Origin of the sequence: Lactobacillus sp. M0403, from assembly GCF_016101265.1 — a bacterium.
In the GTDB taxonomy this organism is placed as follows: Bacteria; Bacillota; Bacilli; order Lactobacillales; family Lactobacillaceae; genus Lactobacillus; species Lactobacillus apis.
This window is the reverse complement of the sequence record NZ_JACFQV010000001.1, coordinates 48557-61205: the sequence shown is the minus strand read 5'-3', so window position 1 is coordinate 61205 and position 12649 is coordinate 48557. Positions and strand designations below refer to the sequence as shown.

Below are 12649 nucleotides of genomic sequence, written 5' to 3'. Positions count from 1 at the left end.
GACACTAATGGCTAAAACATCACAAAAAATTAGAAATCATCGTCCTGCTAAGTTTTCTTCACGTGAATACACTCGTTGCGAGAGATGTGGTCGTCCACACTCCGTATATCGTAAATTTGGTTTATGCCGTATTTGCTTGAAGGATTTAGCACACAAAGGTCAAATCCCAGGTCTTAAAAAGGCTAGTTGGTAATACGGTTAGGAGGATAGCATAAATGGTCATGACAGATCCGATCGCAGATTACTTGACTAGAATTAGAAATGCCAACATGGCAAAGCATAGTTCAGTTGAAATTCCTGCATCAAACATTAAAAAATCTATTTCAGAAATTTTGAAACGCGAAGGCTTCATCCGTGATTACGAAGTTACTGATGACAACAAGCAAGGCATGATTAAGATTTTCTTGAAATATGGTCCAGACGGAGAACGTGTCATTTCAGGCTTAAAGCGTATTTCTAAGCCAGGTCTTAGAAACTACGTAAGTGCTGAAAACTTACCTAAAGTTCTTAACGGTTTAGGTATCGCCATCGTTTCAACTTCTGCCGGTGTAATTACCGATAAAGAAGCTAGACAAAAAGACGTTGGTGGCGAAGTTGTTGCTTACGTTTGGTAATTTTGACAGAAAGGAGAACAATCAATGAGCCGTATCGGTTTAAAAACAATTGAAGTCCCAGATAGTGTCACAGTTACCAAAGATGGTGACAACATCACCGTTAAGGGACCTAAGGGTGAATTAACTAGATACTTTGATCCAAAGATTACTTTCAAGCAAGAAGATGGCAAGATCAACTTTTCACGTTCAAGTGAAAGTGATAAGGCACTTCATGGTACTGAAAGAGCTAACTTAGCTTCAATGGTTGAAGGTGTAGTTAATGGTTATAAGAAGACTTTGAAGTTAATCGGTGTTGGTTACCGTGCAACTGCACAAGGCAACAAGTTAACTTTAAATGTTGGTTACTCACACCCAGTAGAAATGACTGCACCAGAAGGTGTTTCCGTAAAAGCTACTTCAGCAACTGAAATTGAAGTAGAAGGAATTTCAAAGCAAAATGTTGGACAATTTGCTGCTGAAATTCGCGATGTACGTCCACCAGAGCCTTACAAGGGTAAAGGTATTCGTTACACTGACGAATACGTACGTCGTAAGGAAGGTAAGACAGGTAAATAGTAAATAAATTTTTGAGGTGAAATTGTGATTTCAAAACCAGATAAAAACAAGTTACGCTTAAAGCGTCACAAACGTATTCGTGGCAAAATTTCTGGTACTGCTGAGCGCCCACGCTTAAGCGTTTTTCGTTCAAATAAAAACATCTACGCTCAATTAATTGATGACGTAGCGGGTGTAACGCTAGCAAGTGCCTCATCTTTAGATGATTCTGTTGCAAAGGATTCAGCTAAAGTAGAACAGGCTCAAGCTGTTGGTAAGGCAATTGCCGAAGCAGCAAAAGCTAAAAACATTTCAAATGTTGTGTTCGATAGAAGTGGTTACTTATACCACGGCCGTATTTCAGCTTTGGCAGATGCCGCTCGTGAAAACGGATTAGATTTCTAGGGAAGGAGATAAATACATGGCAAACCGCAACGATTCTCGTAATAATCGCAGAAATAAAGACGACATCGAAGATCAGTTAGTAGCAATTAATCGTGTCACCAAGGTTGTCAAGGGTGGTCAACGAATGAGATTTGCTGCCTTGGTAATCGTTGGCGACAAAAAAGGTCGTGTAGGCTTTGGTACTGGTAAAGCTCAAGAAGTTCCAGAAGCAATCCGTAAGGCCGTTGAAGCTGGTAAAAAGAACATGATTACTGTTCCTAAGGTTGGTACTACTATTCCTCATGAGGTAATTGGACACTATGGTTCAGGTAGTATTTTAATTAAACCTGCCCCAGCTGGTTCCGGAGTTGCTGCCGGTGGTGCCGTTCGTATCGTTATGGATATGGCTGGTATCGCAGATGTTACTTCTAAGTCACTCGGTTCAAACACTCCAATTAATGTTGTTCGTGCAACTATTGATGGTTTGAAGAAGCTTAGAACTAGTGAAGATGTTGAAAAGCTTCGTCACGCAGATTTAGATTAGGGAGACAATATAAATGACTGAATTAAAAGTTACTTTAATTAGAAGTGCTGCGCACCGTCTACCTAATCAACAAAAAATTGTTAAAGCTTTGGGCTTAGGTAGAATCAATAGTACAGCTACTCTACCAGACAACGCTGCTACTCGTGGTGCATTGATGAAAATTGCACACTTGATCTCAGTTGAAGAGATCAACAAATAAATTATTGAGGAGGTGCCGAATTAATGAAGCTTCATGAATTACATGCTGCTGAGGGTTCACGCAATACTAGAAAACGTGTTGGACGTGGTACTTCAAGTGGTTACGGTAAGACTTCAGGCCGTGGACAAAAGGGACAATTAGCCCGTCAAGGTGGACACACTCGTTTAGGTTTTGAAGGTGGACAAATGCCATTATTCAGAACTATGCCTAAGCGTGGTTTTAAGAATGTTAACCGTAAAGAATATGCAATTATTAATTTAGACGACTTAAACAAGTTTAAAGACAATGACGAAGTAACTATCGCAAGTCTTAAAGAAAACGGTTTGGTAAAGAAAGAATTATCAGGCGTTAAATTACTTGCCAATGGTGAGTTGAAAGTTAAGTTAAACGTAAAGGTTAACAAAGTTTCCGCCGCTGCCAAGAAAGCAGTTGAAGCTGCAGGCGGATCTGTTGAGGTGATCTAATGTTTTCGACTTTGAAGAACGCCTTTAAGGATAAAGAAATTAGAAATAAGATTTATTTTACTCTCTTTATTCTTTTGCTTTATCGCATTGGAGCTAACATTACTGTTCCAGGTGTCAATGCAAAAGCGATTACTCAAGTTGCACAAACTGGTTTGGTCCCAATGCTGGACACTGTGTCCGGTGGTGGACTAGATAACTATTCAATCTTTTCACTGGGTGTTTCCCCGTATATTACTGCGCAAATTGTTATTCAATTATTGCAAATGGATATAGTTCCTACATTAGTAGAATGGGGAAAGCAAGGTGAAGTAGGTCGTCGTAAGACAAACAATGTGACAAGATGGCTTGCATTGGTTGTTGCCTTCATTCAGAGTATCGGAATCACGCTTGGTTTCAACGCTTTGACTGAGATGGGATTAGTCAAATCACAGACTTGGCAATCCTATGTTGAGATTGCAATTGTGATGACTGCCGGAACAATGTTACTAACCTGGTTAGGTGATGAAATCACTGATAAAGGTTTAGGAAACGGAGTTTCAGTTATCATTTTTGCTGGTATTATTGCTCGACTTCCGCGCGGCCTATGGCAGCTTTATAAAGATGAAGTTATTAACAATAGTGCGAGTGACCGTTGGCAAGGAATTGTGTTCTTCATTGCGATTATCATTGCAATACTCATCGTAACTCAAATTGTTACTTGGGTTGAACAGGCAGATCGCCGAATTCCAATCCAATACACTAGACGAGCAACTACCAGTGGCTCAGAAAGTTTCTTACCATTAAAAGTTAATGTTTCAGGTGTTATTCCAGTAATTTTCGCTAGTTCGTTTATCGTAACACCAGCGACAATTTTAATGGCCTTTCAAAGAACCCAAGGCGATCAACAATGGTACAAGGTAATGACTACAATCTTTAGTCTGCAAACTACGCCTGGTGTAGTAATTTACACAGTGTTGATTGTACTGTTTACTTTCTTTTATGCTTTTGTTCAGGTTAATCCTGAGAAGCTTGCTAAGAACTTGCAAAAACAAGGTGCATACATTCCTAGTGTATGGCCAGGCAAGGATACTCAAAAATACGTTTCAAAAGTGTTGATTAGATTATCAACTGTTGGTTCAGTATTTTTAGGTTTGGTAGCATTGCTACCACAACTTGCAACTAATTTGTGGGGCTTACCAAGTTCAATCGGACTAGGTGGAACTAGTTTATTGATCGTAATTGGGGTTGTCTTGGAGTTATCTCGTCAAATTAACGGCTTGTTAATGAAGAGAGAATATGTAGGATTCATCAGATAGGAACGAATAAATGATTAATTTATTTCTTTTAGGTTTGCCAGGTGCTGGTAAAGGAACAGTATCAGAGCAAATTGTTGATAAGTATCATCTAACTCATATTTCAACTGGGGATATGTTTAGAGAAGCAATGGCTAATGAGACCAAGGTTGGTCTTGAAGCTAAGAGTTATATTGACAAAGGTGATTTGGTACCGGATGAGGTTACAGCTAGATTAGTTGAAGAACGTTTGGGCCAACCTGATATTAAGGAAGGCTACATTCTAGATGGTTTTCCAAGAACTATAGTTCAAGCAGAACTTTTAGAAGAAATCACTAAAAAGCTAAATAAGCCTTTGACTAATGTTATCTCACTTGAAGTTAAAGAAGATACTTTAGTAAATCGTTTGTCAGCACGCTTCATGTGTAAAAAATGTGGTGCAACATATAATAAGATTACAAAGATGCCTAAAGTTGAGGGTACATGTGATCGTTGTGGTAGCCACGAATTTTACCAACGTGAAGATGACAAGCCAGAAGTAGTAAAGAATCGTTTACAAGTTAACGAAAAGATGAATACACCTTTAAAAGACTATTATCAAAAGAATGGAATTCTCAGCGTCGTTGACGGTGAGCAAACTCCAGAAAAAGTCTTTGAAAGTGTTGATGCGGTTTTAAGTAAATAGTAATAATTTGTATATTTACTTTTCCGTGTTATAATTTCAAAGTATGACTGTTTAAATGCGGAGGAACCACTTTGGCAAAAGATGATGTCATTGAAGTAAAGGGTAAAGTTATTGATACTTTACCTAATGCTATGTTTAAAGTTGAATTGGAAAATGGAGCTGAAATTTTAGCACATGTTTCTGGTAAAATCAGAATGCACTATATTCGTATTTTGCCTGGAGACCGTGTTACTGTTGAACTTTCTCCTTACGACTTAACAAAAGGTAGAATTACTTATCGGTATATAAAATAATAACGGAGGGAAACATGAAGGTTAGACCATCTGTTAAACCAATGTGTGAACATTGTAAGATTATTAAAAGACATGGTCGTGTAATGGTTATTTGCCCTGCAAACCCAAAGCACAAGCAGCGTCAAGGTTAAAAACAAAATAGGAGGTGCAATTTATGGCACGTATTGCTGGTGTTGACTTACCAAGAGATAAAAGAATCGTTGTTGCATTAACATATATTTACGGTATTGGTGAACCAACAGCTCAGAAAATTTGTGCGGATGCTGGTGTTTCTGAAGACATACGTTCAAAAGATTTGACTCCAGATGACCAAGAAAAGCTTCGCGCAGAAGTTGATAAATACCGTGTTGAAGGTGACTTACGTAGAGAAGTCAGCATGAATATCAAACGGTTAATTGATATTGGTTCTTACCGTGGTATGCGTCACCGCCGTGGACTTCCAGTTCGTGGACAAAATACCAAGAATAATGCCCGTACACGTAAGGGCAGTAAGAAGAGATAAATAAAATTATAAGGAGGTTTATTGATGCCTAAAACAGCACGTAAACGTCGTGTAAAGAAGCACGTTGAAAAAGGCGTTGCTCACATTCACTCTACGTTTAATAATACTTTAGTCATGATTACTGACGCTCAAGGCAATGCAATTGCCTGGTCTTCAGCTGGTGCATTGGGCTTTAAAGGTAGCCGTAAATCTACACCATTTGCTGCTCAAATGGCAGCAGAAGCTGCAGCTAAGAGTGCAATGGACCAAGGAATGAAACATGTAGAAGTTTCCGTTAAAGGTCCTGGTGCTGGACGTGAATCTGCTATCAGATCACTTCAAGCTACTGGTTTAGAAATCACTGCAATTCGTGATGTTACACCAGTTCCCCACAATGGTTCTAGACCACCAAAACGTCGTCGTGTTTAATTTTGTTCTTAATGAAGGACGTTGCGTTTTGAAAGGGGCCTAGTAATGATTGAATTTGAAAAACCAAATATTACCGTTGTGGACCAAGAGAAGTCTTATGGTAAATTTGTCATTGAACCACTAGAACGAGGCTTCGGTACTACTCTAGGTAACTCATTGCGTAGAGTTTTACTTACATCTATTCCAGGTACTGGACTTGTTTATGTTCAAATTGATGATGTTTTACACGAATTCTCAACCGTTCCAGGTGTTAGAGAAGACGTTGCTAAAATAATCTTGAACCTAAAGAAGCTTCAATTGAAATCATTTTCTGATGAGCAAAAGACAATTGAAGTAGACGTTGAAGGTCCGGCTACTGTTACTGCAGATGACTTAAAAGTCGACTCAGATGTGCAGGTTCTTAACCCAGAGCAATATATTTGTACTATTGCTGAAGGTGGACATTTACACATGCAAATTGCAGTTAAAAATGGCCGTGGTTACGTTGCAGCAAGTGAAAATAAGAGTGAAGATATGCCAATTGGTGTTATTCCAGTTGATTCTCTCTTTTCACCAATTGAAAAAGTTAATTATCAAGTTGAATCAACTCGTGTTGGTAAAAGAGATGATTTTGACAAGCTCACTTTAGAGATTTGGACTGATGGTTCAATCAAACCTAATGACGCCCTTAGTTTTGCTGCTAAAATTTTGGTAGCACACTTTAAAGTGTTTGAAACTGCTGATGCAAATACCCAATTCAATGACGTGATGGTTGAAAAAGAGGACGACACTGCAGAGAAGAAGCTTGAAATGACAATTGAAGAGCTTGATTTGTCTGTTCGTTCATACAACTGCCTGAAGCGTGCTGGTATTAATACTCTGCAAGAACTGACTGATAAGACAGAAGCAGATATGATGCGTGTACGTAATTTGGGACGCAAGTCATTAGAAGAAGTTAAAAACAAATTAACTGATTTGGGACTTTCACTTCGTCAAGAAGATTAACCTAACAAATAAAAGGAGGTAAACTGATGGCATACCGTAAATTAGGTCGCGATAGTGCACAAAGAAAAGCAATGCTTAGAGAAATGACCACTCAATTGATCATGAACGAACGTATTGTTACTACTGAGACACGTGCTAAGGAAGTTCGCAAAACTGCCGAAAAGATGATTACTTTAGGCAAGCGTGGTGACTTAGCTGCAAGAAGAAGAGCTGCTCGTTACGTACGTAATGAAGTTGCTGATATTCAAGAAGAAAAAGATGCAGTTGTTGTAAAATCAGCATTGCAAAAGCTTTTCAGCGATATTGCACCTCGTTATAAAGACCGTAATGGTGGTTACACCAGAATTATGAAGTTGGCTAAACCTCGTAGAGGCGATGCAGCTCCAATGGTTATTCTAGAATTAGTTTAATTTAGATAACCAACTTAATAGCTATTAAGAATTACCCGTGAGAGTGAGAATAAGCGTTAAGATGATGACGAAAGTTTAGTCTAGCTTAGATAAGTAAATTATCCCTCCTCATGGGTGATTTTTTTTGCTCTTTTTTATTCTGCTGAGTCAGCTTGCTTAAGCTATCAGCAGAATTTTTATTTTTAAAAATCATCTTTTTGAATGTCTAGTTTTCACCTTAGCCGTAAGTTATTATAATAGATACAGTAATAGAAAATTTAACTCTTAAAGATAGAATTACAAAGTAAAAAGTTTACCAATAACGTTATGCGGTGTGAAACAGGTGAACTGATAATCATCTAGCGAAATATGTGATTAATAGTCTTAAAGAGAAAAATAAAAAAGTGTAAGAAAGCATGATCATCGAAGAATTTTAGTTATTTTTTGGTACAATTAAATCATACTGTGAGAAAGGTGAAATCATGACAAAAGATAATATTATAAAAATCAAAAATATCAGCTTCACGTATCCTGAGTCTGATTCGCCTGCTATTGATCAACTTAGCTTTGAGATTCCGAGAGGATCTTGGACATCAATTATCGGTCATAACGGAAGTGGTAAATCGACAATCGTCCGTTTAATAAATGGCTTATTAGTTCCGAATGAAAATGAAGACTCATTTATCGAAGTTGATGGAACAAAACTAACTGATGATTCTGTCTGGGACATTAGAAATAAAGTTGGGGTAGTTTTTCAGAATCCCGATAATCAATTTGTAGGAGCAACAGTTGCTGATGATGTAGCCTTTGGATTGGAAAATCGAGGAGTACCCCGGTCGGAAATGGTAAAGATTGTTCCAGAAGCAATTAAAGCTGTGGGAATGACGGATTATACACATACTGAGCCAGCTAACTTATCAGGCGGTCAAAAGCAGCGGGTAGCAATTGCCGGTATTATTGCAATTAGGCCAAAAGTAATTATTTTGGATGAGGCAACTTCAATGCTTGATCCTGAAGGCAGAGATCGGATTTTAAAGACAGTTCATCAGATGCAGGATGATTACAATTTAACGGTTATTGCAATTACACATGATATCGATGAAGCAAGCTTGGCAGATAATGTGATTGTCATGGACGACGGTCATTTAATTACCCAGGGCACTCCTAAAGATGTATTCGCACAAGCCAAGTTGTTAAAAGAAATTGGTTTAGATATTCCTTTTTATATGCAAGTAAAACAGGCATTACTCGAGGATGAATTTCCAATACCAGAACAAGTTAATTCAGAAAAAGAGTTGATTAAGTACTTATGTCAATTAAATTCGAAAAAGTAGGATATACATATTCACCAGGCTCACCATTAGAGAAAAAAGGGCTTGATAATATTAGCTTTGAGTTAAAAGAGGGCTCTTTTACTGCAATTATAGGACATACTGGAAGTGGTAAGTCTACGCTGATGCAACATTTTAATGCGTTGCTTAAGCCTACCGAAGGACAAATTGAAATTGCAGGAACAACGATAACGCCTGAAACTTCCAACAAGAACCTAAAACAACTTCGTAAACATGTTAGTTTAGTATTCCAATTTCCAGAGTCACAGTTATTTGAAAATACTGTACTTGACGATATAGCATTTGGACCAAAAAATTTTGGTTTTAGTGAAGAGGAAGCTAAAGAAAGTGCACGTTCGTGGCTAAATAAGGTTGGTTTACCTGATGAAATTGGTGAACGCTCTCCCTTTGAACTTTCCGGCGGACAGATGCGTCGTGTGGCAATTGCAGGTGTAATGGCCTATGAACCAGATATTTTATGCCTTGATGAGCCCGCAGCTGGTCTTGATCCACGTGCACGTAATCAGATGATGAATTTGTTTTCTGAATATCAAAAAGCTGGTCATACTATTATTTTGGTTACACATAATATGGATGATGTAGCTAATTATGCTGACGACGTTCTTGTCTTGGAGCATGGTAAGCTATTGATGCATGATTGCCCTGACCAAGTATTTAAAAACCGTGCGTGGCTTGAAGAACATCATTTAGAAGAACCCAAGGCTTCACTTTTCGCTGCACAGTTGGAAAATTTCACTTTTGCTAAGCCACCGTTAACAAAACACGATTTGGTAAAAGAAATAGAAAAGAATTTAAAGGGGTGAGTGTGCGTGAGTAAAATTTTAATTGGGCGCTATATTTCTGGTAACTCGCTGGTTTATAAAATGGATCCACGCGGTAAATTACTAGCCACTATCTTTTTTATTCTGATTGTTTTTATGGCGAATAACCCTCTTTCTTATTTAATTGTTACAGTATTTAGCTTAGTTGCTGTTGCTGCTACTAAGTTAAAGCCAAAGATTTTTTGGGATGGTGTCAAACCGTTAATATGGTTGATACTATTTACTTCCTTTTTGCAGCTCTTTTTTACTGTGGGAGGAAAAGTATATTGGCGATGGACAATATTTGCAGTTTCAAGCTATGGTATTGAGAATGCGATATTCATTTTTATTCGCTTTACGGTAATTATTTTAATTTCGACCGTTATGACGGTTACAACTATGCCACTTGAAATTGCTGATGCAATTGAATGGATCTTGACACCGCTGAAGCTAATAAAGGTTCCTGTTGATAAAATTGCGTTGGTTATGTCGATTGCGTTGCGTTTTGTTCCAACATTATTTGATGAAACATTTAAAATCATGAATGCGCAGAGATCGCGGGGAGCGGATTTTAATAATGGTGGATTAATTACTAGGGCTAAAGCTGTAACACCGCTTTTAGTACCACTGTTCATTAGTTCGCTTGAAACTGCGATTGATTTGTCGACGGCAATGGAGTCGCGTGGTTATCGCGGAGATGAAGGTAGAACCAAGTTTCGCGTTTTAAAGTGGTCAAAATATGACTTAGTGAATTTGGGCTACTTTGCTATTTTAATTGTACTGTTATTAGTTTTTAGGACACATTAATGACTACTAGATATAAGATGACTTTGGCCTATGACGGTCACTTGTTTCATGGCTTTCAATCTCAACCCAATCAGAGAACGGTGCAAGGAACAATTGAAGCAGCTTTGAAAAAAATGACGAAGGGACAAGATGTTCCAATTGAAGGCTCAGGCAGAACAGATTCTGGGGTTCATGCATTAGGACAGGTTATTCATTTCGATTATCCGGGAACAAGAATTCCGCCAGAAAGAATGATTCGGGCTCTTAATTCAATTATGCCTCTCGATATTGTTTTTAAAGAATGTGAAATAGTTGATGAAAGTTTTCATGTTCGCTATAGTGCAAAAGGTAAATGGTATCGTTATCACGTTAGCTTAGATCGCTTTGTTGATCCATTCAAACGTTTTTATACAGGACATTATCCGTATCCAGTTAATTTGGAAAAGATGCAGCAAGCTGCGACTGACCTAATTGGTACTCATGATTTTACTAGTTTCGCTGCAAGTGGTGGACAAATAAAGAATAAAGTACGGACAATGTATTATGTTAATATTCAAAAAGATGAGCAAGAAAACGAAATTGTTTTTGATTTTATTTGCTCCGGCTTTTTGTACAATATGGTGCGAATTCTTGTTGCAACTTTATTAGAGATTGGCAATGGGAAAAGACCGGTGGATGATCTTCCTAGAGTAATTGAGGCAAAAGATCGGGAACTGGTCAGAGAAACTGCACAAGCAAATGGTCTATTTTTATACCATGTTTTTTATGAAGATATCCCCAAAAAATATCGACTGGACAAGGATTAATATTGACAAACTGCTCAAATAGACGTATTCTATTTAAGTATGTTTGTCCACGATAGGCCCCGGAATCTTATTGTTTTCAAACAACGTATTAACGGAGGAAATTAAATTGCGTACTACACAATTAGCAAAACCTAATGAAATTGAACGTAAGTGGTATGTTATTGACGCAACAGACGTATCTTTAGGTCGTCTGTCTACTGCAGTAGCAACTATTTTAAGAGGTAAAAACAAGCCTCAATATACACCAAATGTTGACACTGGTGACAACGTTATTATTATTAACGCTGCTAAGCTTAAGTTAACTGGTAAAAAGGCTACTGACAAGATTTACTACCACCACTCTTCTTACCGTGGCGGCTTAAAAGCTACCCCAGCAGGTGACTTACTTGCCAACAACCCAGTTAGATTAGTTGAATTGTCAGTTAAAGGAATGCTTCCAAAGAACACTCTTGGTCACCAAGAATTCATGAAGATGCATGTTTATGCTGGTGAAGACCACAAGCATGAAGCACAAAAGCCTGAAAAATTAGACATTAACAAATTAATCTAGGAGGTTAAATTAAATGGCACAACAAGTTGCATATGCAGGTACTGGCCGTCGCAAGAATTCAGTTGCGCGTGTACGTTTAGTACCAGGCAGTGGTAAAATTACTGTTAACAACAAAGACATTGATGAATACATTCCATTCCCTAATTTAGTTAAGGACTTGAAGCAACCATTGACTTTGACAGAAACTGACAACCAATATGACGTTAAAGTTAACGTAAATGGTGGTGGATTCTCAGGTCAAGCTGGTGCAATCCGTTTAGGTATTGCTCGTGCTCTTCTTGAAGTAGACCCAGATTTCCGTGGTCCATTAAAGAAGGCAGGTTTCTTAACTCGTGATCCAAGAATGGTTGAACGTAAGAAACCAGGTCTTAAGAAAGCTCGTAAAGCTTCACAATTCAGTAAGCGTTAATTTTATTTCATATTTATTAACGTTTTGCCGTAAGATTGCAGAGCTTAAAATAAAAAAAAGCACTTACTGTAGTTTAGTAAGTGCTTTTTTGTTGTAATTTTTTGGAGATAGATAATGGTACAAATAGAATTAACTCGCTTTAGAATTAAAAAAGGTAAAGAACAAAGGGCTGAAGAGTGGATGAAATTCCTAAATGATCATCATGCTGATACAGTTGCAACGATGGCTGGTGAGAAAATGTATGTTGAAACTGTTTTTAAAGAAGAAAATGCCGATGGCTATATGTACTTTTACTGGTACTCAATTCAAGGTGAAAATGGTAGTGCAGTTGAAGACTCGGAGAGCTATATTGATAAAAAGCACCTAAAATTGAAGAAAATATGTAGTAATGCATAGATAAATATTCAAAGCTGGAACCAATTATAGTTCCGGCTTTTTTCTTTTCTCAAGTTTTGAAAAAATAAGTATATGGGTAGAATATACATGAATTCTATGTGTCATTAATAAAAAAATATAATTGGATTATAGATGAGCAAAATTACATTTAACTGTTATTTATGAAAAGTCGGTTCACATATAGATATCAAAGAAAGAAGCGACAGTTTCTACTGTAATACTATGTTATTTTATTTTTCCAGTTTGTTATTTAGCTTATAAATGCCATGTTGACGCAAA

21 protein-coding genes and 1 pseudogene are annotated in these 12649 nt (G+C 37.6%); all 22 read left to right on the top strand.

Going from position 1 to position 12649, the window contains the following annotated elements:
- Positions 1 to 7 precede the first annotated feature (7 nt).
- The gene (locus H3T48_RS00210) at positions 8 to 193 is read left to right on the top strand and encodes a type Z 30S ribosomal protein S14 (RefSeq protein ID WP_046307561.1); all 186 of its coding nucleotides are present in this window, start codon (positions 8 to 10) and stop codon (positions 191 to 193) included.
- 22 nt (positions 194 to 215) lie between these two features.
- On the top strand, positions 216 to 614 hold the full coding sequence (gene rpsH / locus H3T48_RS00205) for a 30S ribosomal protein S8 (protein WP_046307559.1): 399 nt from the start codon (positions 216 to 218) through the stop codon (positions 612 to 614).
- Between the two features lie 24 nt (positions 615 to 638).
- Positions 639 to 1169: a 50S ribosomal protein L6 gene (rplF, locus tag H3T48_RS00200; RefSeq protein ID WP_046307557.1), complete on the top strand. Its 531-nt coding sequence runs from the start codon at positions 639 to 641 to the stop codon at positions 1167 to 1169.
- Between the two features lie 24 nt (positions 1170 to 1193).
- Positions 1194 to 1553 (top strand): 50S ribosomal protein L18, encoded by a 360-nt coding sequence (gene rplR / locus H3T48_RS00195; protein WP_074425750.1) that lies wholly within the window; start codon positions 1194 to 1196, stop codon positions 1551 to 1553.
- 16 nt (positions 1554 to 1569) lie between these two features.
- Positions 1570 to 2076, top strand: coding sequence for a 30S ribosomal protein S5 (gene rpsE / locus H3T48_RS00190; RefSeq protein WP_046307555.1), 507 nt, complete (start codon positions 1570 to 1572; stop codon positions 2074 to 2076).
- 13 nt (positions 2077 to 2089) lie between these two features.
- Positions 2090 to 2275 (top strand): 50S ribosomal protein L30, encoded by a 186-nt coding sequence (gene rpmD, locus H3T48_RS00185; protein WP_046307554.1) that lies wholly within the window; start codon positions 2090 to 2092, stop codon positions 2273 to 2275.
- 23 nt (positions 2276 to 2298) lie between these two features.
- Positions 2299 to 2739 carry a 50S ribosomal protein L15 gene (gene rplO / locus H3T48_RS00180; protein WP_046307553.1) on the top strand — a complete coding sequence of 147 codons (441 nt, stop codon included), beginning with the start codon at positions 2299 to 2301 and terminating at the stop codon, positions 2737 to 2739.
- Positions 2739 to 4034, top strand: coding sequence for a preprotein translocase subunit SecY (gene secY / locus H3T48_RS00175; RefSeq protein ID WP_046307552.1), 1296 nt, complete (start codon positions 2739 to 2741; stop codon positions 4032 to 4034). Before rplO ends, secY begins: the two co-directional genes overlap by 1 nt.
- Before the next feature lie 10 nt (positions 4035 to 4044).
- Positions 4045 to 4695, top strand: coding sequence for an adenylate kinase (locus H3T48_RS00170; protein ID WP_074425749.1), 651 nt, complete (start codon positions 4045 to 4047; stop codon positions 4693 to 4695).
- Positions 4696 to 4766: 71 nt separating this feature from the next.
- Positions 4767 to 4988, top strand: a complete 222-nt coding sequence (gene infA, locus H3T48_RS00165; protein WP_046307550.1) for a translation initiation factor IF-1 — start codon at positions 4767 to 4769, stop codon at positions 4986 to 4988.
- A gap of 14 nt (positions 4989 to 5002) precedes the next feature.
- A complete protein-coding gene (rpmJ, locus tag H3T48_RS00160) occupies positions 5003 to 5119 on the top strand; it encodes a 50S ribosomal protein L36 (RefSeq protein ID WP_046307548.1) in 117 nt (38 codons plus the stop codon).
- Positions 5120 to 5142: 23 nt separating this feature from the next.
- The gene (gene rpsM / locus H3T48_RS00155; RefSeq protein ID WP_046307546.1) at positions 5143 to 5490 is read left to right on the top strand and encodes a 30S ribosomal protein S13; all 348 of its coding nucleotides are present in this window, start codon (positions 5143 to 5145) and stop codon (positions 5488 to 5490) included.
- Positions 5491 to 5514: 24 nt separating this feature from the next.
- On the top strand, positions 5515 to 5898 hold the full coding sequence (rpsK, locus tag H3T48_RS00150) for a 30S ribosomal protein S11 (RefSeq protein ID WP_046307544.1): 384 nt from the start codon (positions 5515 to 5517) through the stop codon (positions 5896 to 5898).
- A gap of 45 nt (positions 5899 to 5943) precedes the next feature.
- On the top strand, positions 5944 to 6882 hold the full coding sequence (locus H3T48_RS00145) for a DNA-directed RNA polymerase subunit alpha (protein WP_046307542.1): 939 nt from the start codon (positions 5944 to 5946) through the stop codon (positions 6880 to 6882).
- Positions 6883 to 6908: 26 nt separating this feature from the next.
- Complete coding sequence (gene rplQ / locus H3T48_RS00140) at positions 6909 to 7292, top strand: 50S ribosomal protein L17 (protein ID WP_122035758.1); 384 nt, start codon at positions 6909 to 6911, stop codon at positions 7290 to 7292.
- A gap of 461 nt (positions 7293 to 7753) precedes the next feature.
- Entirely contained in the window at positions 7754 to 8605 is an 852-nt protein-coding gene (locus H3T48_RS00135) for an energy-coupling factor ABC transporter ATP-binding protein (RefSeq protein ID WP_198187645.1), read from the top strand.
- Entirely contained in the window at positions 8581 to 9426 is an 846-nt protein-coding gene (locus tag H3T48_RS00130) for an energy-coupling factor transporter ATPase (RefSeq protein ID WP_198187642.1), read from the top strand. Before H3T48_RS00135 ends, H3T48_RS00130 begins: the two co-directional genes overlap by 25 nt.
- A 6-nt stretch (positions 9427 to 9432) precedes the next feature.
- Entirely contained in the window at positions 9433 to 10230 is a 798-nt protein-coding gene (locus tag H3T48_RS00125) for an energy-coupling factor transporter transmembrane protein EcfT (RefSeq protein WP_122035754.1), read from the top strand.
- Entirely contained in the window at positions 10230 to 11015 is a 786-nt protein-coding gene (truA, locus tag H3T48_RS00120; protein WP_198187640.1) for a tRNA pseudouridine(38-40) synthase TruA, read from the top strand. Before H3T48_RS00125 ends, truA begins: the two co-directional genes overlap by 1 nt.
- A 106-nt stretch (positions 11016 to 11121) precedes the next feature.
- On the top strand, positions 11122 to 11565 hold the full coding sequence (gene rplM, locus H3T48_RS00115; RefSeq protein WP_103752399.1) for a 50S ribosomal protein L13: 444 nt from the start codon (positions 11122 to 11124) through the stop codon (positions 11563 to 11565).
- A gap of 13 nt (positions 11566 to 11578) precedes the next feature.
- Complete coding sequence (gene rpsI, locus H3T48_RS00110) at positions 11579 to 11974, top strand: 30S ribosomal protein S9 (RefSeq protein ID WP_074425745.1); 396 nt, start codon at positions 11579 to 11581, stop codon at positions 11972 to 11974.
- A gap of 114 nt (positions 11975 to 12088) precedes the next feature.
- Positions 12089 to 12358, top strand: a pseudogene (locus H3T48_RS00105) (DUF6176 family protein); the annotation flags it as partial.
- Positions 12359 to 12649 lie beyond the last annotated feature (291 nt).